Origin of the sequence: Myroides odoratimimus, assembly GCF_004337635.1 — a bacterium.
Taxonomy (GTDB): domain Bacteria; phylum Bacteroidota; class Bacteroidia; order Flavobacteriales; family Flavobacteriaceae; genus Flavobacterium; species Flavobacterium odoratimimum.
The window spans coordinates 1551838-1578796 of sequence record NZ_CP037427.1; the positions used below are offsets into that span (position 1 = coordinate 1551838).

Annotated in this window: 24 protein-coding genes; 17 read left to right on the forward strand and 7 right to left on the reverse strand. The window is 35.3% G+C overall.

The features are described 5' to 3' along the window. Nucleotides 1-11: 11 nt before the first annotated feature. From E0Z07_RS07190 to E0Z07_RS07210, 5 genes are all read left to right on the forward strand, one after another. On the forward strand, nucleotides 12-1448 hold the full coding sequence (locus tag E0Z07_RS07190; RefSeq protein WP_006260535.1) for a COG3014 family protein: 1437 nt from the start codon (nucleotides 12-14) through the stop codon (nucleotides 1446-1448). Nucleotides 1449-1455: 7 nt separating this feature from the next. After that, nucleotides 1456-1809 (forward strand): cysteine-rich CWC family protein, encoded by a 354-nt coding sequence (locus tag E0Z07_RS07195; RefSeq protein ID WP_006257491.1) that lies wholly within the window; start codon nucleotides 1456-1458, stop codon nucleotides 1807-1809. A 72-nt stretch (nucleotides 1810-1881) separates the two neighbouring features. Beyond that, nucleotides 1882-2820 (forward strand): mevalonate kinase family protein, encoded by a 939-nt coding sequence (locus E0Z07_RS07200; protein ID WP_025125731.1) that lies wholly within the window; start codon nucleotides 1882-1884, stop codon nucleotides 2818-2820. Nucleotides 2821-2886: 66 nt separating this feature from the next. Then, nucleotides 2887-3810, forward strand: a complete 924-nt coding sequence (locus E0Z07_RS07205) for a geranylgeranylglycerol-phosphate geranylgeranyltransferase (RefSeq protein WP_006257489.1) — start codon at nucleotides 2887-2889, stop codon at nucleotides 3808-3810. Nucleotides 3811-3888: 78 nt separating this feature from the next. Next, a complete protein-coding gene (locus E0Z07_RS07210; protein ID WP_006257488.1) occupies nucleotides 3889-4830 on the forward strand; it encodes a pseudouridine synthase in 942 nt (313 codons plus the stop codon). 51 nt (nucleotides 4831-4881) lie between these two features. On the opposite strand, the gene E0Z07_RS07215 is transcribed toward E0Z07_RS07210, so the two are convergent. Beyond that, nucleotides 4882-5613: a pirin family protein gene (locus E0Z07_RS07215; protein WP_006257487.1), complete on the reverse strand. Its 732-nt coding sequence runs from the start codon at nucleotides 5611-5613 to the stop codon at nucleotides 4882-4884. A 92-nt stretch (nucleotides 5614-5705) separates the two neighbouring features. Then, nucleotides 5706-6977 carry an acetyl-CoA hydrolase/transferase family protein gene (locus tag E0Z07_RS07220; protein WP_006257486.1) on the reverse strand — a complete coding sequence of 424 codons (1272 nt, stop codon included), beginning with the start codon at nucleotides 6975-6977 and terminating at the stop codon, nucleotides 5706-5708. A gap of 142 nt (nucleotides 6978-7119) precedes the next feature. On the opposite strand from E0Z07_RS07220, the gene map reads away from it, so the two are divergent. The 8 genes from map to E0Z07_RS07260 all read left to right on the forward strand — a co-directional run bounded on the left by map (nucleotide 7120) and on the right by E0Z07_RS07260 (nucleotide 16454). Then, nucleotides 7120-7938 carry a type I methionyl aminopeptidase gene (gene map / locus E0Z07_RS07225; protein WP_006257485.1) on the forward strand — a complete coding sequence of 273 codons (819 nt, stop codon included), beginning with the start codon at nucleotides 7120-7122 and terminating at the stop codon, nucleotides 7936-7938. 16 nt (nucleotides 7939-7954) lie between these two features. Further along, nucleotides 7955-8719, forward strand: a complete 765-nt coding sequence (locus E0Z07_RS07230) for a class I SAM-dependent methyltransferase (protein ID WP_006257484.1) — start codon at nucleotides 7955-7957, stop codon at nucleotides 8717-8719. 108 nt (nucleotides 8720-8827) lie between these two features. Next, nucleotides 8828-9508, forward strand: coding sequence for a hexitol phosphatase HxpB (hxpB, locus tag E0Z07_RS07235; RefSeq protein ID WP_006257483.1), 681 nt, complete (start codon nucleotides 8828-8830; stop codon nucleotides 9506-9508). Between the two features lie 15 nt (nucleotides 9509-9523). Continuing rightward, nucleotides 9524-10774, forward strand: coding sequence for a type IX secretion system plug protein (locus tag E0Z07_RS07240; protein WP_131540519.1), 1251 nt, complete (start codon nucleotides 9524-9526; stop codon nucleotides 10772-10774). A gap of 52 nt (nucleotides 10775-10826) precedes the next feature. Continuing rightward, nucleotides 10827-11222: a Co2+/Mg2+ efflux protein ApaG gene (gene apaG, locus E0Z07_RS07245; RefSeq protein WP_006262728.1), complete on the forward strand. Its 396-nt coding sequence runs from the start codon at nucleotides 10827-10829 to the stop codon at nucleotides 11220-11222. Nucleotides 11223-11996: 774 nt separating this feature from the next. Next, complete coding sequence (gene pruA, locus E0Z07_RS07250) at nucleotides 11997-13622, forward strand: L-glutamate gamma-semialdehyde dehydrogenase (RefSeq protein ID WP_006266256.1); 1626 nt, start codon at nucleotides 11997-11999, stop codon at nucleotides 13620-13622. Nucleotides 13623-13989: 367 nt separating this feature from the next. Continuing rightward, nucleotides 13990-15579: a BCCT family transporter gene (locus tag E0Z07_RS07255; protein ID WP_131540520.1), complete on the forward strand. Its 1590-nt coding sequence runs from the start codon at nucleotides 13990-13992 to the stop codon at nucleotides 15577-15579. Nucleotides 15580-15581: 2 nt separating this feature from the next. Further along, entirely contained in the window at nucleotides 15582-16454 is an 873-nt protein-coding gene (locus E0Z07_RS07260) for a universal stress protein (RefSeq protein ID WP_006257477.1), read from the forward strand. Between the two features lie 36 nt (nucleotides 16455-16490). Here the strand turns inward: E0Z07_RS07260 and rsmG are convergent, their stop codons facing one another. Beyond that, nucleotides 16491-17120 (reverse strand): 16S rRNA (guanine(527)-N(7))-methyltransferase RsmG, encoded by a 630-nt coding sequence (rsmG, locus tag E0Z07_RS07265; RefSeq protein ID WP_006257476.1) that lies wholly within the window; start codon nucleotides 17118-17120, stop codon nucleotides 16491-16493. A 114-nt stretch (nucleotides 17121-17234) separates the two neighbouring features. On the opposite strand from rsmG, the gene E0Z07_RS07270 reads away from it, so the two are divergent. Both E0Z07_RS07270 and E0Z07_RS07275 read left to right on the forward strand, forming a co-directional pair. Further along, nucleotides 17235-18425, forward strand: a complete 1191-nt coding sequence (locus tag E0Z07_RS07270; protein ID WP_006262731.1) for a pyridoxal phosphate-dependent aminotransferase — start codon at nucleotides 17235-17237, stop codon at nucleotides 18423-18425. Between the two features lie 92 nt (nucleotides 18426-18517). Then, entirely contained in the window at nucleotides 18518-19096 is a 579-nt protein-coding gene (locus E0Z07_RS07275) for a Crp/Fnr family transcriptional regulator (RefSeq protein ID WP_006257474.1), read from the forward strand. Between the two features lie 53 nt (nucleotides 19097-19149). Here E0Z07_RS07275 and gpmI read toward each other — a convergent pair whose 3' ends face one another. After that, a complete protein-coding gene (gene gpmI, locus E0Z07_RS07280) occupies nucleotides 19150-20667 on the reverse strand; it encodes a 2,3-bisphosphoglycerate-independent phosphoglycerate mutase (protein ID WP_006257473.1) in 1518 nt (505 codons plus the stop codon). A 192-nt stretch (nucleotides 20668-20859) separates the two neighbouring features. On the opposite strand from gpmI, the gene E0Z07_RS07285 reads away from it, so the two are divergent. Beyond that, complete coding sequence (locus E0Z07_RS07285) at nucleotides 20860-21603, forward strand: murein L,D-transpeptidase catalytic domain family protein (protein ID WP_006257472.1); 744 nt, start codon at nucleotides 20860-20862, stop codon at nucleotides 21601-21603. A 62-nt stretch (nucleotides 21604-21665) separates the two neighbouring features. Here E0Z07_RS07285 and E0Z07_RS07290 read toward each other — a convergent pair whose 3' ends face one another. Beyond that, nucleotides 21666-23189 carry a L,D-transpeptidase family protein gene (locus E0Z07_RS07290; protein WP_006257470.1) on the reverse strand — a complete coding sequence of 508 codons (1524 nt, stop codon included), beginning with the start codon at nucleotides 23187-23189 and terminating at the stop codon, nucleotides 21666-21668. A gap of 244 nt (nucleotides 23190-23433) precedes the next feature. Between E0Z07_RS07290 and E0Z07_RS07295 the strand changes: the two genes are divergently transcribed. After that, nucleotides 23434-25311, forward strand: coding sequence for a TonB-dependent receptor plug domain-containing protein (locus E0Z07_RS07295; protein WP_006257469.1), 1878 nt, complete (start codon nucleotides 23434-23436; stop codon nucleotides 25309-25311). A 172-nt stretch (nucleotides 25312-25483) separates the two neighbouring features. On the opposite strand, the gene E0Z07_RS07300 is transcribed toward E0Z07_RS07295, so the two are convergent. Together E0Z07_RS07300 and E0Z07_RS07305 are read right to left on the reverse strand one after the other, a co-directional pair. Next, nucleotides 25484-26134, reverse strand: a complete 651-nt coding sequence (locus tag E0Z07_RS07300; RefSeq protein WP_006257467.1) for a WG repeat-containing protein — start codon at nucleotides 26132-26134, stop codon at nucleotides 25484-25486. A gap of 72 nt (nucleotides 26135-26206) precedes the next feature. Continuing rightward, a complete protein-coding gene (locus tag E0Z07_RS07305) occupies nucleotides 26207-26956 on the reverse strand; it encodes an SDR family NAD(P)-dependent oxidoreductase (protein ID WP_006257466.1) in 750 nt (249 codons plus the stop codon). Nucleotides 26957-26959: the final 3 nt, after the last annotated feature.

A 26959-nucleotide genomic window follows, 5' to 3' on the forward strand; every position in this document is an offset into this window, starting at 1 on the left:
AAGTAAAATAGATGGTTTCAAGTAGAGCCATATATTCTGTTATAAAAACATCATTGCTCTTTGCAGTGATGTTTTTCGTGTTTGGATGTGCTACCTATCACGATCGTATAACAGACTATTATCAGAAGGTAGGTGCCTCAGAATATGATCTAGCTGAAAAGGCATTAGATAAAAATGCTTTATTACAAAAGCCTCGAAATCTATTGCTGTTTTATATGGAGAAAGGGAGGGTAGCACACCTAAAAGGAGACTATGAGTCTAGTAATAAATATTTTAACCAAGCAGATTTACTAGTAGAAGACGGATTGTCAACTACAGGGGATATCGCTGTAGGATTATTCCTTAACTCAATGTCTCAAAATTATAAAGGAGAAGAGTTTGAGATCTTTATGCTTCATTACTACAAAGCACTTAACTATATGCATCTGGGAAGAATAGATGATGCGATAGTAGAGGCTAGACGTATTTCTTTACAGAACTACTCTCAGGGTGATAAGTATAAGGATAAAGCAACACGTTATTCTAAGGATGCTTTCTCTCTGAATCTGCAAGGACTGATCTATGAGTATAGTGGTAATTATAACGATGCTTTTATTGCATATAGAAATGCCGTAGAAGTATACCAGAGTTCTAAGGATGGTACATATTATGGTGTAGCAATGCCTAAGAATCTGCAGTACGATGTGATGCGTATGGCTGATGCAAATGGCTTCGGAGGGGACTTAACAAAGTTCGAGAAGCAGTTTAATCTAAAGTACACAAGAGAAGCTAAAGCTCCAGGAGGAGAATTAGTTATCTTTTGGGAAAATGGACGTGCACCTATTAAGGAGGCTGAGAATATGTTCTTTACATTAGCTAAAGGAGACAGTGGTAGTCTAGTGTTTACAAATGCGTTAGGTTTTGTGATTCCATTAGATTTTGGTATTGCAGGTAAGACTAACCTAAATGATATACACAGTGTGAATATCGCTTATCCTAAGTATATCGTACAACCACCACCTTATACAAGTGCTCAGATTCAGGCTAATGGAGCTTCAAATACTAGATTCGAAAAAGCAGAAGATATAGATGCGCTTGCCGTACTAACACTAAAAGAACGCGCAGGTAAAGAATTAGGGCAAATATTGACTAGAGTAGCAGTGAAGAAAGCTGCTGAATATTCTGTAAAAGCTGTCGCGAAGTCTAATGGTAAAAATGGAGATCCGAATGCAGCATTAGAAGCTATCGGCTTAGGAATACAGTTGTTTAATCTATTCTCTGAAAAAGCGGATACGCGTAACTGGCAGACATTACCTGCACAGGTTAACTATGCTAGAATACCATTACAGTTAGGTCAGAATCAAATCAAGATGACACTAGAGAGAGCAAATGGTCAACGTGTGGAACATAATGTAGAAATAGAAGGTACTGGAAAAATGCAGTTCTATAATTTTGCAACAATGAAGTAATAGAAGTATGGGAAAGAATAGAGTGTGTACGCATTGTAAGACAGAGATAATTTGTAATACAGATGATATCAAACAATGTGACTGTACTCAGGTGAATATATCTAATGATACACGTGTCTTTTTAGCAGGCTCTTTTCATAAATGTTTATGTAATAATTGCTTGTCTAAGTTTGATGAAATGGTTATTTCTTCAAAAGGGAAGCTTTTTCCTAAGCGCAGAAGTGAGATGGAAGAAGGAGTGCATTATTACATGGAAAATGAGTATTTTGTGTTCACAGAATTGTATCATTTAATGAAAGGACAGTGTTGCCAAAATGGGTGTAGACATTGTGTTTATGGCTTTAAAAACAGATATTTATAAAAATAAAGTAGTAAAAAAGACGGTGTGAGAATATTATGTGTATTTTTGCAACGTGAATTTACAATAACAGCTATGAAAGGACCATTATTTTATTCAAAAATTCTTCTTTTTGGGGAATATGGGATTATTAAAGACTCTAAAGGATTGTCTATTCCTTATAATTTCTATAAGGGAGCATTAAAGATGGAAGAGAATCTAGAAGGAGTATCTTTAAAGTCTAATCAGAGTTTAAAAAACTTTGCAGCATATCTACATGATTTGCAAGAGCAAGAACCTACTTTAGTACAGTTTGATCTAGAGCGTTTAAACGCTGAGATAGAACAAGGATTGTACTTTGATTCTAGTATTCCACAAGGATATGGTGTAGGAAGTAGTGGGGCATTAGTAGCTGCTATTTATGATCAGTATGCTTATGATAAAGTTACTGTTCTAGAGAACTTGACTAAAGATAAACTTTTAGTATTAAAAGGAATCTTCGGAAAAATGGAAGCATTCTTCCATGGAACGAGTTCAGGGTTAGATCCACTAAACAGTTATTTAAGCCTGCCTATCCTAATCAATTCTAAAGATAATATCGAGCCAGCAGGTATTCCTTCTCAAAGCGTAGATGGAAAAGGAGCTGTGTTCTTAATAGATTCGGGTATCGTAGGAGAGACTGCACCGATGATTACAATCTTTATGGAGAACCTAAAAGATCAAGGTTTCCGTCAGATGTTGAAAGATCAGTTCGTGAAATATACAGATGCTTGTGTAGAGAACTTCTTAAAAGGAGACGTGAAATCGTTATTTAGTAATACGAAGTTATTGTCTAATGTAGTGTTTAATCACTTTAAGCCAATGATTCCAGAGCAATTCCACAGTGTATGGCAAAAAGGAATCGAGACTAACGATTACTATTTAAAATTATGTGGCTCTGGTGGAGGTGGTTATATCTTAGGATTTACTGCTGATATCGAAAAGGCAAAAGAGTCTTTAAAAGATTATAAATTAGAAGTTGTATATCAATTCTAATTCAGATATGAAAAAATAGATGTTATAACCTTTCGCAGTAGCGATATAAAATTGAAACAAGAGATAATGTTATCTAGGAAAAATAAACTACTCTTAGCTAAAATATTCAGCTTGTTCTCTGTTGTGAGAGGTTATAATATTTTTATTATAGTACTAGCACAGTACTTAGCGTCTATCTTTATATTTGCACCTGAACTTAGGGCGTTAGACGTAATTTTAGATTGGAAACTCTTTCTAATTATCTTTGGATCTTCCTTAGCTATCGCAGGAGGGTATATCATTAATAATTTTTATGATGCAGAAAAAGATTTAATCAATAGGCCGATTAAGTCTATGTTAGATCGACTAGTGAGTCAAGCTACAAAATTACGTGTCTATTTTGCGCTGAATTTTTTGGCTGTGGGGATTGTATTTCCAGTGTCTTGGCATGTGTCAGCATTCTTTTCTGCTTATATATTTCTGTTGTGGTTTTATTCTCATAAGCTTAAGAAGTATCCTATTATAGGTAATCTTACTGCTTCTTTATTAGCTATATTGCCTTTCTTTAGTATCTTGATGCATTTCAGGTTTTATTATCCTTCTATCTTCATACATGCAGCTTTTCTGTATTTAGTTATTCTGATTAGGGAGTTGATAAAAGATATGGAGAATATTAAAGGAGACTTCGCTAATGATTATCAGACTATTCCTGTTCGATTTGGAGATAGAGTAGCGAAAGAGGTAATCACAGTCGTGACAGTATTGACACTGATACCGATCTATTTTTTAGTCAATAAAGAGAATCTTGGGTACATGGTATATTACTTCTATCTAAGTATTATTGTATTAATCATGTTCTTATACAGATTATGGACATCAAAGGAAATAGAACAGTATCACAGTTTACATATTAGTTTAAAACTGTTGATTTTATTAGGAGTATTCTCGATTATGCTAATAGACCCGGATGTGGTAATTAGTGGCAAAGTACTGCTAGAAGAAACTTTATAGTATTAAAAGTTGTGTAAACTTTTAGAGTTATATTAATAAATGCATAGAATAAAACTATCTTTGCAAAAATCTTTAGATATGAATAACGGTAGGTCGAATTCAGGAAATAATAAATCGAATCGCTCAGGAAATAGAAATGCAGCGGGAAAGAAGTCTTTTGGTTCTAAGGATGGAGCTAAAAAGACTTATGGGGGAAATGATAGCAAGAAAAGATCATTTGACAATAATAAAGAAGGAAATAAAACGTATGGTGCTAATACTACAAAGAAATTTGATAGTAAACCAAGAGTAAAAAATACACCTAAAGAAACAGACGAAGTACGTCTGAATAAATATATCGGTAACTCTGGAGTGTGTTCACGTCGTGAGGCAGATATCTATATCGTGTCTGGAAATGTGACTGTAAATGGAGTAGTAGTTACTGAGTTAGGTTATAAAGTAAAGAAAACGGATATCGTTAATTTTGATGGAACAGTATTGACTCCAGAAAAATTGACTTACGTATTATTAAATAAACCGAAAGGATTTGCTACTATTAATGAGCCAATCGTATCAGCTGAGAATGTATTAAGCTTATTAAAAGGAGCTTCTAAATATCCTTTAGCTCCTGTCGGTCGTATGGATAAGACTACTATTGGTCTAATGTTATTCACGAATGATACTAACTTATTACAGAAGTTAAACTCTACTGATTCTCGTTCTTCTAAATTATATCATGTATCATTAGATAAGAACCTTAAATATGAAGATCTAGAAAAGATTAAAAAAGGAGTTTATATCGATGAGCGTCGTGTATTTGTAGAAGAAGTATCTTATGTAGATGATCAGCCTAAAACAGAGATCGGGATTAAACTAAAGGCATCTAATGTGAAGTTAGTACGTGCTATATTCGAATCTTTAGGATATAATGTTATTAAACTTGACCGTGTGATGTATGGTCAGTTGACAAAATGGAATCTACCAAGAGGTAAATGGAGACATTTAACGGATGAGGAAGTAAGAAACCTTAAAAACGGTTAATATAGATATTTAAAAAGCTCGCTAGATGATAGCGAGCTTTTTTATTGGTATTTATTGAAGATAACTAGGTAGTTCCATAGGTATCTCCATGACTAATATTTGGCTTTTTTCATTTGCTTTGATCGTGAAAGTATCTTCTCCATCAAAACCAATAGCATCTCTTCTATGTAGCGTATCTTCACCTAAAGTAATATCTCCTTCTAGAACAAATAAGAAGATACCATTAGACTTATCTTTTAAGTCATAAGATAGTTCTTTACCTTGATCTAAATCAGTCATGTGGAACCATGCATTCTGATGAATCCACACTCCTTTATCGTCAGGATTAGGAGAAAGGATTTGATCCCATTGATTCACGCGATCTTCTTTGTTTAATTTTAGTTGATCATAACGTGGTTTTACATTTAGTTTATCAGGGAATATCCATATCTGTAAGAACTTACTCTCTTTATTCTCATCAGGGTTAAACTCACTGTGTTGAACTCCTGTTCCTGCACTCATGACTTGTATTTCACCTTCATTTATAATCGTACCATTGCCCATACTATCTTTATGTGAAAGACTTCCAGATAAAGGAATAGATATAATCTCCATATTATCATGAGGATGTGTACCGAATCCCATACCTGCAGCTACCTGATCATCGTTAAGTACACGTAACACACCGAAGTGTATTCTTTCGTTGTTTCGATAGTTAGCAAAGCTAAAGGTATGATGAGATTTTAGCCATCCGTGGTTAGCATATCCTCTACTATCTGCTGTGTATATAATTTTTGTGTTCATAGCTTTATGATTTTAATACTACAAAGATACGTTATAGGCTGATTTCCATTGCTTAATGTAGGTTAAGAATAGCGTACATCTATAAATGTCAGTTATTTGTTTCTAGTATTGTCAAAGTATTCTCTTAGAATATCTTCTCTAAAATCTGGATGAGCAATATTAGCAAGAGCATGTACTCTATCTATAATAGACTTACCTCTTAGATCAGCTACTCCATATTCTGTGACAATGTATTGAGCATGTGCACGAGACGTTACCACTCCTGCTCCTTGTTTAAGGAATGGAACTATTTTGTTTCCTCCTTTTTTAGTAGTAGCAGAAAGTGCTATGATAGCTTTTCCTCCTTTACTTAGCGTAGCACCTCTCATAAAGTCAACTTGTCCACCTACACCTGAGTAGATATTCGCTCCGATAGAGTCTGCACATATTTGTCCTGTAACATCTATTTCTACAGCAGAGTTAATTGCTATCATTTTAGGATTCTGACGAATCACAAATGGATCGTTCGTATATGAACATTCTCTAAGTTCAAAGAATGGATTATTGTCTACATAGTTATATAGCCTCTCCGTTCCGATAAAGAATGTAGAGATAGCTTTGCCATTAGAAGTAGTTTGTTGAGAACAGTTTAAGGCTCCTGCTTCAATTAAATCAACAACACCATCTGCAAACATTTCTGTGTGTAATCCTAGATTCTTATGCCCTTTCAGTTTTTGAAGAACGGCATCAGGTATAGAACCAATCCCCATCTGTAAGGTACTGCCATCTTCTATCATAGAGGCGATGTGATGTCCTATTTTATCTTCAACCTCACTAAAGTCAGAACTGTATTCTGTCAGAAGTGGTGTATCATGCTGTACTAAGGTGTTAATCTTAGAGATGTGGACTAGCGCATCTCCAAAAGTGCGAGGCATGAATTTATTGACCTGTGCTATAACTATCTTGGCAGTGCGAATAGCCGCTTGTGCAGCAACTACAGAAGTTCCTAACGTACAAAAGCCGTTCTCATCAGGAGGAGAAACTTGTATTAATGCCACGTCTAAGGGAACAAGACCACTGTCAAACAGCATCGGTAGCTCACTTAGGAATACGGGAGTATAAGTACCATTACCTTCTCGTATAGTGTGTCTAACGTTACCACCAGTAAAGAAAGAATTCACAAAGAAACTTTCTCTATATTTTGGATCAGCATAAGGGGCTTTGCCTAAAGTATGTATGTGACAGAACTCTACATTTCTTAATTCGGACGATCTTTCTACAATAGCATCAATGATGTGATTAGGTGTACAAGCTACTGCGTGTACATAAACTCTGTCACCTGACTTGATCAGCTTAGCTGCTTCTTGTGCTGTTGTGTAATTCATTTTGTGTGTAATTTTGTGTATTTAGACAAATGTTTCCTTAAAAGTAAAGCATTAGTCTTTATAAGGCAAGCAAAAAGTGTGGCTAATCATTTTTTTCATTAACTGTAATAGTGTAATTTTGTAGGATATAAAATTTTAAGGTATGATAATTCCAAAAACTCTTGAAGAAATCGAGTTGATGAGACAAAGCGCATTGCTTGTTTCTAAAACATTAGGTATGATAGCTACAGAGCTAAAACCAGGAGTAACGACTTTAGAGCTTGATGCAAAAGCTGAAGAATTTATTAGAGATCACGGAGCAGTACCAGGATTTAAAGGCCTTTATGGTTGTCCTTCTACCTTGTTGACAAGTGTGAATGATCAGATTGTACACGGATTACCTACAGATCGTCCTTTAGAAGAAGGAGATATTGTATCTGTGGACTGTGGAACAGTGATGAATGGATTTTATGGAGATCACGCTTATACATTCGAGATAGGTGATGTAGATCCAGCTACTAAAAAGTTATTACAGATTACAAAAGAATCTCTTTACGTAGGTATTAGAGAATTCAAATTAGGAAATAGAGTAGAAGATGTAGGTAGTGCTATCCAACGCTACTGTGAGAAAGAAGGGTATACGGTAGTACGTGAGCTAGTAGGTCATGGACTAGGACGTAAGATGCACGAATCTCCAGAAATGCCTAACTACGGTAAGCCTGGTAAAGGTAAGAAGTTCGTAGAAGGTATGGTGGTAGCTATCGAGCCTATGATTAACTTAGGTACTCGTAATATCAAACAACTGAATGACGGATGGACTATCGTGACTCGTGACGGAAAACCTTCTGCTCACTTCGAACACGATGTAGCATTAGTAAATGGTAAACCAGAATTGTTATCTACTTACCAATATATCTATCAAGCATTAGGTATCACTAGCAATGAAGAAGATGAGTTTAGAGCTAAACCATTAGTTCTGTAATTACTCATTTCTATTAATGAAGAAGTTATTCAAAACAATATTGAACATTGTGCCTCGACCGATATTAATTCGGTTGAGTTACGTTGTTCGACCTATGATGGCATGGTACCTAAAAGGGGATGTGTATACAGATCCTATTGATGGTAAAAGTTTCAAGACTTTCTTGCCTTATGGATATGCGAAGCAACGCAATAATGTCCTTTCTCCTAGTACACTTTCACTAGAGAGACACCGCCTATTATGGCTTTATCTTCAGCGCGAGACCGACTTCTTTAGTACTCCTAAAAAAGTATTGCACTTCGCACCTGAGCAGGCGTTTTATAAACGCTTTAAAAAACAACCTAATTTAGATTATATAACTACCGATCTAGAATCTCCTTTGGCAGATGTGAAGGCGGATATTTGTAATTTACCTTTTGAGGATAATAGTTTTGATATGATTTTGTGTAATCATGTCTTAGAACATATTCCAGATGATACGAAAGCCATGCAGGAACTGTATCGCATTCTTAAGCCTGGAGGTATGGGAATCTTCCAAATCCCACAAGATATGTCTAGAGAAACTACTTTTCAGGATGATACTATAACAGATCCTAAAGAGCGCACACTTATCTTTGGTCAATACGATCATGTACGTGTATACGGACGTGATTATTTTGATAAGTTAAGAGCTATCGGCTTCACTGTAGTAGAAGAAGACTTTATTCATAAACTTACTTCAGAGGAAGTAACTAAATACTGTCTAGCAGAGGGTGAGATTATCCCAGTTTGTTTTAAGTAGAGTAATCATAATATTTAATTGCTCGATTAGAGAATTAGTTAAAGTATCCTTATAAGGGCTACCCTATCTATATCCTATTGTGTATCTTCGTATTTATTTAGAAAGATTATGAAGAATACATTGATTACTACTGTACTTTTTGATATGGATGGAGTTTTAATAGACTCTGAGGGCTTTTGGCAACAAGCAGAACAAGAGGTGTTTACTTCTATGGGGGCTACTTGGGATGAAGAGATTGCGATCCAAACACAAGGCAAAACGACTAGAGCAGTGACCGAGCTGTGGTATAGCCTGTTTCCATGGGAAGGAAAGAGTATTGAGGAGGTGGAACAAATGGTGATTGATAGAGTCGATGAGTTAATTAGTACAGAAGGAGAAATAAAAGAAGGGGTAATTCAGACATTGAATTTTCTAAAAGAGAGAAAAGTGAAGATTGGTCTGGCTACTAATTCTCCAGAATCTTTGATTAATACAGTTTTAAAGAGATTAGGTATTCGTGATTACTTCCAAACCATAGTTTCTGTAGATCATGTAGAACACGGTAAGCCTGCACCAGATGTGTATTTAAGAGCAGCTCATAATCTAGGGAGTGAGCCTAGAGAGTGTCTAGTGGTAGAAGACTCGTTCACAGGCGCTACAGCTGGTAAGAATGCAGGGATGACTGTAGTAGCCATACCTGATCATTTACAGTATGAACAAGAAAGATTTAATATTGCTGACTTTAAATTGAAAAGTATGGTTTTTTTAAACGAAAAAATTGTATCTTTTTTGCACGAAGTAACGGTTTAGTTTAAAATGGTCATTATGCGAAATAAGGTTTGGTCTATTATTCTTTTTTTTCTTTGGGTAGGGTGCGTATTGGCACAATCTCCACAGAACTATACTGCTGATTATATTAAGTCAGTAGGGTTTATGAGTAATAATAGAGCTGTAACGCCGTTCTTTCAAATAGGAGATCGATTTACACTTGTTTTTGATGACTTGTATGGAGATGATAGTAACTATTTCTATCGTGTCAAGGCTTATAACTATGACTGGACTCCATCTAAACTGAAGCAGATAGAATATATAGATGGACTAGACAGACAGCGTATTATGACGTATGAAAACTCGTTTAATACACTGCAGAACTATACCAACTATCAGTTAACACTTCCCGCTCAACGTTATAGAATATTGAAGAGTGGTAATTATGTATTGGAAATTTATAATGAAGACGACGAAGTAGTAATTAGAAGGAAGTTCGTCTTATATGAGAGCTTGGTCAATGTACCGATTCAGATTAAGCGTACTAGAAACCTGGATGTCATAGAGACGAAACAGAATGTAGAGTTTAGTGTGTTATTAGGAGATGCGTTATACCAGAATCCAGTTCAGAATATAAAGATAGCGATCTTTCAGAATGGGAGATGGGACTCTTATCTGACGAATATTAAGCCTCAGTACACGATGGGTAATGACCTTATCTATAAGTACGAGAATGAGACTCAATTCTGGGCAGGGAATCAGTTCTTAAACTTTGACAATAGTGATATTAAGCAAGTGAATAATATGATCGGTTCTGTAACTACGGATAATGGTATTTATAACACGTATCTGTATACAAACGAGAGCCGAAAAAGTAAAGGATATACCTATTTTCCTGATATTAATGGAAGTTTCTATCCTAGAAATATCAATGGGAGAAACCCGAATATAGAAGCGGAGTATAGTTGGGTATATTTCAGTTATTGTCCAGAGGAGGATGTACAGAAAGGAATAGATTATTATGTGACAGGATTATTTAATGATTATGCCTTAGTACCTGCTAACAAAATGACGTATAACGAAGAGAAGGGATATTATGAACAAATCATTTTAGTGAAACAAGGTTTTACTAATTTTAGTTATACAGCAGTTCGAAATGGTGTTGTTGATCCAAGCATTGCACCAGATGGGAACTATGCAATGACAACGAATCGCTACCAAGTTTTAGTTTATTATCGTGGTAATAATGATTTACACGATAGAGTAATTGGTATAGGTGAGGCAAGTGCAGAGAACATAGTGTATTAGACACTGTGATAAAACGAAGAATTCAATGTGTTTTTTATAGTAAATTATTAAGATGGAAAAGATGATTTCACAAACGACGAAGGGAATAAAAATATCTGTAAATACTGAATATGAAGGCAATTTTTTTAAATCAAAAAAGATATGCTATGCTTTTTCATATAAAATAACAATTGAAAATAACTCTACTGATTATATCCAGGTGAAAGGACGACTATGGGAGATATATGATGCGCTGAATAGTGTACAGATAGTAAAAGGAGAGGGTGTAGTAGGTGAGCAACCTATCATAGAGCCTGGTACCAAATATACATATAGTAGTGGATGTGTCTTAAATTCATCTATGGGAGCTATGCAGGGATTCTATGAGGTACTTAATCTAGCGAACCAAACTTATTTTAATGTAGAAATCCCAAACTTTAAGCTAGTAGCCCCTTTCGTATTGAATTAGAAATAATAAAGAACGCACTCTTATAGAGTGGCTAGTATACTAAAAATAAAATGCTTCAACCACCTTTATGCAATTACATAAAGGTGGTTTTTTTATAAGTTAAAGGTGGTAAGGTAATAGTGAGAAATGGTGAATAGGATAGAGGAGGTATTTAGTTGTTTTAATATCTTACTCTATAAGTGTCTAATGGTATTATTTTAACGCGATATCAATATGCATATATGGGCTAAAGCATAAGTAGCTGTTGAAATTTTTAAACTGATAAGAGAGTGTTGATTTTGATTACTATTTATGAATGAGATAATAACCTTCTGCTTGCACTTCTTAGGGGATTCCTAGGAGTTTTCTTGGGCTTTCCTTGCCTAGAAGGTGTTTTTCTCGAAGAAAGGTGCAAGAAACCTGCAAGCAATCCCCTAGCAAATCAGTACAAAATTATCTGTGGTGGATCAATACATGCTGAATTGAAATAGATTTGGTACTTGCTTTTTATTTTTTCTAAAGAATATTAATGGGTTGTGATTCATTTACATAAAAATATTTTGATTTACTTCTGGCGTGATTGTAAAAACTAATTATTAATCGCACATAGGTTTGTATTCAGAGTTAAGTATAACAGGTAGTTAGAAGAATGTAGTGAGGCAAAAATACTATTGATAGTCAATGTTTTGAAATCGTTAAGGAGATGTTTTTAGGGCTTTAGAGAAAAGTGGTTTCATTTTTTTTCGTTATATTTGTGCTTATTCATTTAGAAATTATATAAATAATACGCGTAATATGTCAAAAGGATTCTATCAAGTTCCAACTGCGTTCAATGAGCCAGTTAAGTCTTATGCACCAGGAACAAAAGAAAGAGAATTGACTTTGAACTCGTTCAAAGAGCAATACAACACAACTGTTGATATTCCATTATACATTGGTGGAGAAGAAATCAGAACAGGAAATACAAAAGATTTATTCCCTCCATTTGATCACAAACATAAATTAGGTGTTTACCACGAAGCTGATAAAGCGTTAGTAGAGAAAGCTATTGCTACAGCTTTAGAGGCTAGAAAAAAATGGGCTGCAATGCCATGGGAACACAGAGCATCTATCTTCTTAAAAGCTGCTGAATTATTAGCTGGTCCTTACCGTGCTAAGATCAATGCTGCTACAATGATCGCTCAAGCAAAAACATTACACCAAGCTGAGATCGACTCTGCATGTGAGTTTATCGACTTCTTACGTTTCAACGTAGAGTATATGACTCAGATCTATTCTGAGCAACCAGCTTCTGTAGATGGAGTATGGAACAGATTAGAGCACCGTCCATTAGAAGGATTTATCTATGCGATCACTCCTTTTAACTTTACAGCTATCTCTGGTAACCTACCTTCTGCTCCTGCTATGATGGGGAATGTAGTGGTATGGAAGCCAGCTGCAACTCAAATCTACTCTGCTAGAGTAATCGTAGAGGTGTTTAAAGCTGCAGGTTTACCTGATGGTGTTATCAACGTAGTATATGGTAACTCTGGAATGATCACTGATACGTTATTAGCAAGTCCTGACTTCGCTGGTATCCACTTCACAGGATCTACAGGAGTATTTAACAGTATGTGGGCTCAAATCGGTCAAAACATCGATAAATACAAAACTTACCCACGTATCGTAGGAGAGACAGGTGGTAAGGATTTCGTTGTAGCTCATCCATCAGCTTGTCCTAAAGAGGTAGCAGTAGCTCTTACAAGAGGTGCTTTTGAATACCAAGGACAAAAATGTTCTGCAGCATCTAGAGCTTATATTCCAGCTTCATTATGGAATCAAGTGAAAGAGTATATGACTGCTGATCTAGCTACTATCAAAATGGGTTCTCCAGAAGATCCAAGTAACTATGTGTCATCTGTGATTACAGAAGCTTCATTTGACAAATTAGCGAAAGCTATCGATCAAGCAAAAGCTGATGCTGACGCAGAAGTTATCTTAGGAGGTAAATATGATAAATCTATTGGTTACTTTATCGAACCAACAGTTATCTTAACTACTAATCCTAAGTATGCAACGATGGAAACAGAACTATTCGGTCCTGTATTAACTATCTATGTATACGAAGATGCTAAATGGTCTGAAACATTAAAATTAGTGGATGAGACTTCTATCTATGCATTAACAGGAGCTATCTTCTCTGGATGTCGTTATGCTATCGTAGAGGCTACAGAAGCATTAGTAAACTGTGCTGGTAACTTCTATATCAATGATAAACCAACAGGTGCTGTAGTAGGACAACAACCATTCGGTGGGGCTAGAGCTTCTGGTACTAATGATAAAGCGGGTTCTATCCTTAACCTACTTCGTTGGGTATCACCAAGAACGATTAAAGAAACTTTCGTTCCTGCAACTGATTATAAATATCCTTTCTTAGGATAATCAAATTATAATAAAAAGGCGGTTGCAAAAGAGTTGACCGCCTTTTTTAATTTACACTAGAATACAATTCAGTGCTTTTTATTGGGAATGTATAACCGATGAAGAATGACATGATAAGAGTCATTCAGGCTATACTACTAAGTAAGAATACACTATCTATTTTGCTTTTATCTTTTTTCGAATACAGAAAAAAGTCCCTTTTTATTAGGATCGTTTTTAAGAGAACACTATTTACCTATAACACTTATAAAACGACTGAGTAAAAACTATTATCTTTTTGCTTTTATTATTTTTCGATTACTGAAAAATGATCCTTTTTTATCTTTAAAGTACTGGGTTATCATTATTAATTTAAATAGTATAACTCATGTTTAAAAAATTACTTGATAATAGACAATTGGTTATTAATCCACCTGTCTTTATAACTTCAATATTATTAATAGTAGCATTAATCCTTACTTGTGTGCTTTTTCCAGAAAAAGTAGGAGTATGGTTTCCAGCTGCCCAATTAGCAGTAACTTCTAACTTCGGTTGGTTCTTTGTAGTCACAGTGAATGTTATTTTAATATTTGCCATCTACCTTGCTTTTAGTAAGTTCGGTAAGATACGATTAGGTGGTGATGATGCAGAGCCAGAGTTTACTAAGGCGTCTTGGTTTGCCATGCTGTTTAGTACAGGTATGGGGATCGGTATTATGTTCTTTAGTATTGCTGAGCCTGTATCTCATTTCTTTAATACGCCTAGACCAGTAGATACAGACATAGAAGCTGCTGTACAAGCTATGCAATTTACGAGTTTGCACTGGGGATTACACGCTTGGGGTATTTATGCGATGGTTGGATTAGCTTTAGCCTTTTTTGGATTTAATAGAAAGTTACCTATGACCTTTAGATCTCTTTTTTACCCATTCTGGGGAGAGAAAATACATGGCTGGTGGGGACACATAATCGATATATTATCGGCTTTAGCTACAGTGTTTGGATTATCTACATCTTTAGGATTAGGGGTAATACAGATTACAGCTGGTTTAGAGTATTTATATGGTTGGGAGATAAGTCCTATGATGCAAGCAGGGATTATTCTGTTTGTGATTGGTATCGCTACTATTTCTGTTTTTTCAGGATTAGATAAAGGAGTTAAGATACTTAGTAATGCCAATATGTATATCGCAGCCAGTTTTATGTTGCTAATCTTTATTCTTGGGCCGACTCTATTTATCATGAAAGGGTATGTTGAGAATACAGGAGCGTACTTAGCTAATTTTATTGATATAAGTACATGGAATGATACTTACTTAGGTTCTGGCTGGCAGAATGTCTGGACTATATTCTATTGGGCTTGGTGGATTGCATGGTCTCCTTTTGTAGGAAGTTTTATTGCTCGTATCTCTAAAGGACGTACCGTGAAAGAGTTTGTATTAGGGGTATTGATTGTACCAGGGTTGATTACCTTATTATGGATGAATGTCTTCGGAGGTAGTGCATTGCACACTATTTTATCAGGTGATGTGACGATGATAGCAGCAGTTAAAGCTGATGTGTCTACAGCATTATTTGTCTTCTTAGAGAACTTCCCTTTTACTAAGTTCCTTTCTATTGTGGCGATTATTCTGATTTTCTCTTTCTTTATTACCTCTTCTGATTCAGGTTCATTAGTTGTAGATAATATTACCTCAGGTAGTAATGGAGAGTCTCCTGTGTGGCAGAGAGTCTTTTGGTCTTTTGCACAAGGGATTATTGCTATCGTATTATTATGGGGAGGAGGACTGGATGCGCTACAGACTGCGGTTATTATTACAGGACTGCCTTTTGCAGTGATATTACTGGTGATGTGTTATAGTTTACAAAAAGGGTTAAAAGAAGAGTTAGCTAAATCGTCTAAGAAGGCTAAGTCAAAAGAAGAAAAGAGCTATAAGGAGATTATAGCAGAACTATTAGATGAACCACAAAGCAAATAAGGATGGATAAAAATAAAAAATTAGATATAATAGTTGGTTTAGACTTGTCTACAATGGATCAATATCTGTTGCAATATATGCAAGTGCTAGACCAGATTTTAGATATAAATAAGGTAACGTATGTGCACAACCTTAAAGTAGGTGAGTTACCTAAGGAATTACTTAAACCAGAGAGCATTGTTGTTATTAAGGAGAAGATAAAGAATAAGCTTACTCAGTATTTCACAGAAGCAGGAGTGAGTTATGATTTCGAAATCTTGGTATCGGTAGAGAGTTATACAGAGATTGCTTTTATGAATATAGCTAAGAAATCTTCGTATGACCTGATGGTATTAGGTAATAAACAGGAACTAGAGGGTACTGGTGCGCTGGCTGATAAGCTGGTACGTATATTCCCTTCAGCATTATTATTAGTACCAGATACGTTTAAAGTACCAATCACAACAGTAATTGATGCGATAGACTTCTCTCGATATACGAGTGATATTATGATGTGGGCAGATCGTTTTAAGAATAATTCGAAGGGGCAAAAGATAGAGCATTCTGCAGTACATATCTCTAAGTCTTATATGGGGTTCTATCCTACGATGACGAATAGAGAATTAGAGAAAGTAACGAAGGATGATATCAAAGAAAAACAAGAGAAATGGAATAAGAAGTACGCTACTTATTCTGATATTGATATAGTGCCTGCTGGAGAGCGCAATATATCAGCATCCTTGATCGCTTATGCGCGCAGTAAAAAGGCTGATATGCTGATATTGGGAGTGAAGGGGACTACAGGATTTAAAGAGATATTCTTAGGTAGTGTGGCAAACCACTTGCTACACAGAAATACGAATACTTGCTTATTATTCGTTAAGCACAGTAAATAAAAGAAGAAGGGCTGTCTTATAGACGGCCCTTTCTTTTTATCCTTTATATTTTAAGGGTAAGTACACCACTTTTTTCGTTTCAAAGAATTCATCTGAGAAGATATTAGTCAGGTCAAACTGAACAGCTTTAGGGAAGTCCTTAAGCTCTTCTGTTAAGTCACCTCCTTTTAGGTATAATATACCATTGTCAAACTCATGCTTGTTTTCTTTCTTCGTTTTGTGTCTAATCCACTCTACGAAGTCAGGCATATTCGTAACAGCTCTACTTACGATGAAGTCAAACTTCTCGTCTATAGTTTCGGCACGTTTTTGTTCTGCTTTAACGTTCTTTAAGTCTAACGCTTTTACTACTTCATTAACTACGCGTATCTTCTTCGCGATAATGTCGATTAGGTAAAAGTTAGTTTCTGGATATAATATAGCTAAAGGAATACCAGGGAAACCTCCACCAGTACCTACATCTAGTATATTAGCTCCAGGAAGGAACTCCATAACCTTAGCGATACCTAATGAATGTAATACATGCTTCGTATATAGCTCATGTATATCCTTACGTGAAATAACGTTAATTTTAGCATTCCAATCCGTATATACTTCTTCCAATTTCTCAAATTGAGCAATCTGTTCAGGAGTTAAATTAGGGAAATATTTTAAGATTTCTTCCATGTCGTAAATTTTGACAAAAGTAGGCTTTTTATCGTGAATAAATAAAAGATAACACAGATTAATAGAGATATAATAATTACCTTTGGGATTAAGTTTCATTAAAATCACAACAAGATGAGCAACCAACTTCTATCTAATAGAATAAACAATTTGACTACTTCACAGACCTTAGCAATGGCTGCGAAAGCAAGAGAGTTAAAAGAACAAGGCGTAGACGTAATTAGTTTGAGTCTAGGTGAGCCAGATTTTAATGCTCCTGAGTTTATCAAAGAAGCTGCTATTCAGGCTGTAAAAGATAACTATAGTAAGTATCCTCCTGTAGAAGGATATAAAGAACTAAGAGAGGCAATAAGCAATAAGTTTAAGAGAGATAATAATTTAAATTATTCACCGAGTCAGATCGTTGTATCTACTGGTGCTAAACAATCGTTATACAATGTAGCTCATGTCATGATCAACCCTGGTGATGAGGTAGTAATTCCTGCTCCATACTGGGTGAGTTATGCTGAAATCGTGAAGATGGCTGAGGGTACTCCTGTAGAAGTACCTACTAGTATAGAGAGTGATTTTAAAATTACTCCTGAACAATTAGAAGCAGCTATCACTCCTAAGACGAAGATGATATGGTTCTGCTCTCCATGTAATCCTAGTGGTTCTGTGTATAGTAAAGAGGAATTCGAAGCTATAGCTAAAGTATTAGAGAAATATCCAAATATCTTTATCTTATCAGATGAGATATATGAACATATCAACTTTACAGGTAATTACTGCAGTATCGGAACTATCGGTAATTTAATTGACCGTACGATTACTGTAAACGGTATTGCGAAGGCATTTGCGATGACAGGATACCGTATCGGATATATCGGTGCCCCTGAATTTATCGCTAAAGCATGTACTAAGATGCAAGGACAAGTAACGTCTGGTGCTAATAGTATTGCACAACGAGCTACTATTACTGCTGTAGAGGCTGACCCTAGCGTATTAAAAGATATGGTTGCGGCATTCAAGAATAGAAGAGATCTAGTAGTAGGGTTATTAAAAGAGATTCCAGGAGTTAAGATTAATATACCTGAAGGAGCGTTCTATGTATTCCCAGACATATCTTCTTTCTTTGGAAAGACACTTCAAGGTGTAAAGATTAATAATGCGGATGATCTATCTATGTATCTGTTAGAGAAAGCACACGTAGCTACTGTAACAGGAGTGGCATTCGGGAATCCTGATTGTATACGTATGTCGTATGCGACTAGTGAAGACCAGTTGATCGAAGCATTCAAAAGAATTAAAGAAGCATTAGCGTAAGTTATAATCGTTAAAAAAGCCTTAGTAATGAGGCTTTTTTAGTTATAATGAGCATTATTGTTTATTTTTATACTTTATAAAAGTTCGTCATCGTGGATATATTATTACAGAGTTTTGCTAAACATGTTTCTCTGACTAAAGAGGAACAACAGATTATATTAGAGTCATTTACTGTAACTCGTTACCCTGCTAAAACGAAGCTGTTAAGTGCAGGAGAAGTATGTATTAATTCTACTTTTGTCGTTTCAGGTATCGTACGAAACTATTGTCTAGATGATCAAGCAGTAGAACATACTGTTAGCTTTGCAGCATCTGGATGGTGGATAGCTGATATGTATAGTTATTTATCTCAAAAACCTGGTAACTCTTATCTAGAAGTAGTAGAAGATGCGATAGTAATGACTTTGAGTAGAGATCATCAATTAGCTTTGTTTGATAGAGTGCCTAAGATAGAACGTTATTTCAGAGTTCTTATAGAGAGGTCACTAGTGGCTACACAACAACGACTGATGGACAACTTATCACTACCTGCAGAAGAGCGTTATACACGCTTTTTAGAGCGTTTCCCTGAGATTAAGTATTGTCTGCCACAGAAGCAGATAGCTTCTTATTTAGGGGTTACTCCTGAGTTTTTTAGTAAAATGAAGAAAAAGATGCTTACAGGAAAGTAAATGTCTATGATATAAAATAGAAAAGCCACTCATCGAGTGGCTTTTTTTGTATATTATACTAGAGAGTGTCTAGTCATTTCTTCTGGTTGAGGTATGCCTATTAGTTTAAGAATAGTAGGAGCTAAGTCTCCCAGTACTCCATCCTTTACCTCTTTGATATCATTGTCTACGATAATGATCGGTACAGGATTAGTAGTATGTGCTGTGTTGGGAGTACCATCAGGGTTGATCATTACCTCACAGTTACCATGATCTGCTAACACTATCGTAGTGTATCCATTATCAAGAGCAGTTGTGATTACTTCTTTTACACATTGGTCTACTGCTTCGCATGCTTTGATTGCTGCTTCCATTACACCTGTGTGTCCTACCATATCTCCGTTAGCAAAGTTTAGACATACGAAGTCAGCTTCTCCTTTTTTCAATTCAGGAATAAGTGCGTCTTTAAGGTCATAAGCACTCATCTCAGGCTTAAGGTCATAAGTAGCTACCTTAGGAGATGGACATAAGATACGCTGTTCTCCATCGAATGGAAGTTCTCTACCTCCAGAGAAGAAGAAAGTCACGTGTGGATATTTTTCTGTCTCTGCAATACGTATTTGTTTTTTACTATGTTTTTCTAGTACTTCACCCAATGTGTTGTGTAAGTTCTCTTTGTCATAGACAACATGTACATTCTTATAAGTATCATCGTAGTTCGTAAGCGTTACAAAGTACAAGTCAAGTTTCTTCATGTCATGATCTGAATGATCTTCTTGAGATAATACACGTGTTAGTTCTCTTCCTCTATCCGTTCTAAAGTTAAAGAAGATCACTACATCGTCATTTTCAATCTTTCCTATCGGCTGATTGTTTTCATCAACCATTACAATAGGCTCAATAAACTCATCAGTCACATTATTTAAATAACTTGCTTCAATGCTTTTTACTGCATCAGTAGAGTGAATACCTGTACCGTTTACTAACAGATGGTAAGCCTTTGCTACTCTTTCCCAACGCTGGTCTCTATCCATTGCATAGTATCTTCCGATTACAGAAGCTAGTTTAGCAGTAGATAAGCTCAGTCTGTCTTGTAGTTGTTGTACGTGATTTGCACCCGATTTAGGATCTACATCTCGTCCATCTGTAAAAGCGTGAATACAGATATCTGATACTCCTGCAGCTGATGCTGCATCTACTAGACCATATAAATGTTGCTCATGAGAGTGTACTCCACCATCAGATAGCAGTCCTAAGAAGTGTACTTTTTTATTGTTTGTCTTTGCGTATTCGAATGCTGCTTGTAATGCAGGCTCTTTAGCAATAGTGTTATCTTCTACTGCCATATTTATTTTTACAAGATCTTGATAGACGATTCTACCTGCCCCAAGATTCATGTGTCCTACTTCAGAGTTACCCATTTGCCCTTTTGGAAGACCTACATTTAGTCCATCAGTAAGTACAAATGTATTAGGATATTTAGTATATAGACTGTCTATAAATGGCGTATTTGCGTGCTCGATAGCTGATACTTTAGGATCTTGAGTCTGTCCCCAGCCATCTAGAATCATTAATATTACTTTCTTATTCATAATAGTGAAACTTTAAATATTATTAGTTGTGTTATACAAATTTACGCATACTTATTCAAAAAAGGCAATGTTTGATTCTTGAAATAACGGCATTAAATATTTTTATTATTAAAAATTCCTTTGGTCGTATAATATTTTTTTTAAATTTACGTTTCTAAAATTAGAATTAAAGACTATAAATGAGAAGGTTATATGAAACAAAAGAATTTTTATTGGTTATTTGCCTCAATGGCATTTTTTGGGAATGTAGTAGGAAGTAATACTTTACCAACGTCGAATGAATATACAAATGTGATTGAAAAAACTGTAGATAACACAGTAGATTCTGAAGAATATAGTTTTGAAAGTACGGCTAAGAGTTTGTATTCTAGTTTAGAATTAAATCATTATAATGCTCCTGCTAGAGCAGTATATACTGCTGCACTGAAAGGGTATTATAAAATGCTAGAAACAGGTAAGATTAAGAATGAGAAGTTAACTATCGTTGACTTTAGTTTATCGTCAGCTAAGCCTCGTCTATGGGTAATAGATATGAAAGAGAATGCTGTTCTGTTACAATCACTTGTAGCACATGGCAAGAAGACAGGAGAAGAGTACGCGACTACGTTTTCTAATCGTGTGAACTCACATATGAGTAGTTTAGGATTTTATACAACGGGAGAGACATATAACGGAAGAAATGGATTCTCTCTAAGATTAGATGGATTAGAAGCAGGGATTAATGATAAAGCTAGAGAAAGAGCGATTGTAATCCATGGAGCGGATTATGCTTCACCTGATTTAGTACGCGCTCAAGGGAAGTTGGGACGTAGTTATGGTTGCCCAGCTGTGCCTGTAGAAGTAAATGATGATTTAATAGAAATGATTAAAGACAAATCTTTACTGTTTATTTATTATCCAAGTAATCAGTATGAGCTAAAGTCAAAATTTGTTTAGTAAGACCTTTTATATAAAGAAAAACACCCATTAAGATTTCATTCTTAATGGGTGTTTTTTTGTTATTGTAGTTTAGTGTATAAATCGTTATCAAACTTATAGACATCTCTAAACTGAGTTATCTTACCATTGTTATCTACTTGTATAGTCCAGTATAACTGATGGATGTGTACAGCCTCTTTACTAGTTGTGATATTCTTAGTATTTTGAGAATCAAGAATCTTTTTTATTTCTTCTTGAGAGATCTCATTCTGTTGTATATCAAATACAAATTGTGCTAGGTCAAAAGGATCTTCTACACGTATACATCCAGAACTTAAGCTTCTCTGAGCTCTATTAAAGTTAGCTTTATTAGGAGTGTCATGTAAATACACTGCGTGATTGTTATCAAACATAAACTTAATACGTCCTAATGTGTTACCTACACCGGCTTTCTGTACATATCTATAAGAAGAAGCTTTGCTAGAATCCCAGTTTTCTGGAGCTACTACTTTGCCTGTGCTCTTATCGTAGATTGTAAATCTAGCATTAGAGAAGTAACTTAAGTTAGCACTAGCTTTAGGTGTTAAGTCATTCTTTAGAATGGTAGGAGGAACTGTCCATGTTGGATTGATCACAATTGTCTTTAGAACTGAGCTCAGTATAGGCGTTTTACGACCTGTCGTACCTACGATTACCTTGTGTTGTTTTACAGTATCACCAGACTTCACCGCAACTAAACTATAATCAGCTATATTGATTAAGATATAGTTATCACCTAAATCTCTTGGGAACCATCTCCAACGTTCTAGATTGACTACTAGCTTTTCTTTTACAGTAGCTTCTTCTTTTAGGATGGCCTCTATTGTTTTCTTATCAGCAACACCGTTCTCGACTAGTTTACTATTTTTTTGAACTTGTTTTAAAGCAGTTACGACTCCTTCGTTATTGATAAAGTCCTTTGATAGGCTATCAGGGTAATAACTCAAGAAGTTTAAATGTTTTTTAATATTCACTAGCTCAGGTACTGTATCATTTAACTTATACTTAGCTGTCACAGCTTTGATTGTATCTTGATTCAGTTGATATAGGTTTGATAGTTTATTTTTTAGATTGACATATATTTTATGAGGTGATCTTAAACTATCAAAGGTCGTCTGTATTGTTCCTCTACTTAAAGCGAGTTGCATTGTAGCAGCTGTATTTAGCTCTTTTGGAAACATATCCCAGTCATTGTATAATCTTCTAGGATTTTGTACACCATTATACAAGTCTTTACTCGCATTAAAAAATGCCTTAGTGAACAGAAAGTCTGCTTGTACTTTATCTAGGTCCGATAGCCTTTGATAATCTTTGTGAAATTGATGAACTTTTTCAGTATTGTACTTTGAGTTGTTTATTCCATCTAAGTATGCTTCGTCAAGTACTTTTAGAAGTTGTTCTCGGTTACTTGTTCTTCCCCAACCGATTTGGTATAAATTTTCTACATAGAACTTTTGGATATCCTTTGGAAGACTAACTATAGATGCACTATCTACGTGTATCTTTATTTGATCCTCCATAGGGTCTACCTTGATGGTATCATTGAGAATCAAAGTTTCTGCCATAGTATTTGCCTTTTTACAAGAAGTAAGGACAAGTATACTCAAAAAACTGAAGATTAAATGTTTCATGTTTTTATATATTATACTGCGAATTTAATATAATATAGTGAATAATTTATTGTTTATTCTTAAAATGTTCTATAAACCTCGTTTTGGAGTACTGTAGGCCGGACTAGTTGTTATTTTAAAAGTGGACTAGTATAGAAGAGAGGAATAAGAATAGTTTTGCGTAAATAAACTACCTGAAATGAAGAATAATTATGTCATTTTAGCCTTGTTAAGTACTGTTTTTACTGTACAAGTGCAAGGACAAACTAAGACAGAAAATACCCTTGAAGATAAAATAGAAGAAATAGTAATCTATAATCAACGATTACAGTTGCCAAGTTCGCTGAAGAATAGAAATATTACATTTATTAATCAAGAACAGATAAAACAATTACCTGTGTCGTCTATTAATGAGTTGTTGACTTATGCTACTGGTGTTGATATTCGTCAGAGAGGTCCATTTGGAACACAATCAGACTTTAGTATTGACGGAGGTAGCTTTGAGCAGAATGTATTGTTGCTTAATGGACAGAAGATTTCAGATCCACAGACAGGGCATAATAGTCTTAACGTACCAATTCCTTTAGAAGCGATTGAACGTATAGAGATAGTACGTGGACCTTCTGCTCGTCTATATGGTGTGAACAGCCTGACAGGAGTTGTAAATATCGTAACGAAGAACCCTAAAAAAGATGGTCTTTTTGCTAATACGTATATCGGAAGTAGCTTAAAGAAAGATAAAGAAGGCGATCATGGAGAGTTATTTAATAACCGAGGTATTCAATTAGGAGGTACACTTGTACGCAAAAAAGATAATCATATGTTATTCGGTAGCCATGACTCAGGTAATGGTACTCGTTATAACACTGCTTTTAATAACAATAAAATCTTCTATCAAGGGAACTATACCCCTAATGAGAATAATGCTATTATGGTACTTGCAGGTCATGCTAGAAGTTCTTTTGGAGCAAATGGATTCTACGCAGCTCCTGGAGATAAAGAGTCAAAAGAAGTAGTATCTACATCAATGGTAAATCTGAGTTCACGTCATTATTTAACTGACCGTTTTACATTAATGCCTAGTGTAGCTTACAGATATAACTTTGATGATTATCGTTACTTCAGACATGAGTTAAGTAAGGCACGTAGCCGTCATTATTCACATGCGATTACTAGTAATATTAGAGGAGAGTACTTAGCAGATTTTGGTAAGATATCTTTTGGAGGAGAGATGAGGTATGAAGAGATTAACTCAACTAATATCGGGGATCACAGCAAGAGTAACTACGGATTGTACGCTGAGATACAACGTGAGTTTTTTGATCGACTAGATGTAAATTTAGGGGCTTATGTTAATTATAATACGAAGTATGGATGGGAAGTTTTCCCAGGGATAGACGCTAGTTATACCTTTAATGAACATTGGAAAGCGATGTTTAATGCTGGTACAGCAAGTAGAATACCTTCTTTTACAGATTTGTATTTAGATCAACGCCCTGGTAATATAGGTAATCCTGATCTATTACCAGAAAAAGCTTATCAGATAGAATTAGGAGGGAAGTATGTCAATAAAGGATTTAGAGCAGAGGCTTTTGCTTTTTACAGAGATATTGATGACTTTATTGATTGGATAAGAGTAGATACGACAGTGCCATATCAGCCATATAATGCTTCTAAGAATAAGACTAAAGGATTTAATACAGCTTTAAAGTATAAACTAGGATCAGAAAAGTCTTATTGGGACTTAGGATTATCATATACTTATTTATCTCCAAAAGTGGAGAATAAAGGAGAAGATAAGATCTCTAAGTATGCGATAGAGAGTTTAAGACATCAGTTAGTAGGAACTATTAATTATACTTATAATAACCTTAGTGCTACACTGGCTAATCGTTTTAACGAACGTATCAGTTATAAGAATTATTGGATTACAGACATAAGAGTAAACTATAATCTAAAGAAATATAGTATCTACTTAGATGCTCAGAATATATTTGATACTACTTATATAGAGGCAGGTGCAGTACCTATGCCGGGGAGATGGTTTATGTTAGGAGTGAAGTTTAATGGGCTTTAATATATAAATTGGTTAGTTGGAGTTTTCAGATGACTAAGTACTGTTTTGATTATCGTGGGGGGTAGTTTCAATAGTATGAATCAATTATTACAAATACTTAGAATACGCTTTTTTGCTATGAAATTCTAGTATACAGAAACGGTAAGCCTTGTACAGCTTACCGTTTTTTATTTTAATAAGATACCTTAGTTCCTTTTTTATCAATCGTAAAAGATTCAAACTTTAGTTCTACTTGTGCTTGTCCATCTTCGAAGTTACTAGCGTAGTCATATTGAAAAGGGATGACTACTCTTCCTTTGTGATCGATATAACCAAACAATTGATCTTTAGAAGCTAATGCTAATCCATCAGAGTAGCTTCCTACATAATCATATTGAGCAGAGATAATCTTTTTGCCTTCTGTGTTGAAGAATCCCCATTTGCCACCTTCTAAGAAGGCTATTTTGTACTCACTGCTCGTCTGTAGTTCTTCATAAGCAAAAGGAATAATCACTTCTCCTTTATCATTTATTGCGCCTTGGAAGTTGTCCATAGACACAATAGATATTCCTTCTATAAAAGATTCTATCTGATAGAAAAGAGGCTCAATGAAGATTTCATTCTTATTGGTTTTGATTCCAAACAACTCTAACTTCTTATCTTGATACCATCTTAAGTTGTTTTGAAACTTAAAGTCTGGGTCATTTTTTAAGTCGAGATAGACGGTGTCTAGTTTTACACTTTCCTCTAACTGTACATTGATGTGTGAGTAGGTACTTTTATAAGCCCAACTAGATGTGCAACTCAGCCCTAATAAGAGACTTATTGCTAAGATTTGTTTCATTCTAATAGAAGATTAACGTACTGTAATTCCTCTGCAAATGTATTAGTTTTGGGATGATTAATATGATAATTTTTACAATTTTTTATGAATGCTTGTTGCACCAGCTTGAGCCTTCGGAAATACTGTAATATCAGCTATTTGCACATGTTCAGGTTGGTTGACGATATAAGCTATAGCATTCGCTATATCTTCAGCTACTAATGGAGTATACCCTTCATATACCTTTGCTGCTCTATCACTATCTCCTTTAAAGCGGATTAGGGAGAAGTCTGTTTCTACTGCCCCAGGAGCTACATTAGTTACCTTAATTCCATCTGATAGTAAATCATATCTCAGTCCTTTAGAGAATGCCTCTACAGCAGCCTTAGAAGCGCAGTAGATTGTACCGTTTTGGTATGACTCTTTCCCTGCGATAGAAGATAGATTGACGATATGTCCATATTGTCTTTTGATCATAAGAGGAACAATAGCTTTAGTCACATAGATTATTCCCTTTACATTGATATCTATCATAGCTTCTAAGTCCTCTAGAGAAGCTTCTTGGAAAGTAGCTAATCCATGAGCATTTCCTGCATTATTGATTAGTACATCTATATCTTGCCATGCAGTCGGAAGAGAGGCTATTGCCTTAAATGTAGCTTCTTTATCACTCACATCGAAGGTTAGTGTCATCACTTCTGTCTGCTCTGCTAGTTCACGCTCTATGGCTGCTAAGTTCTCTTTATTTCTTCCACACAAGATTAGTCTGTGATTAGCAGCTAATGCTTGCGCTGTTGCTTTTCCTATACCTGATGTCGCTCCTGTAATGAATGCTATTTTCATATC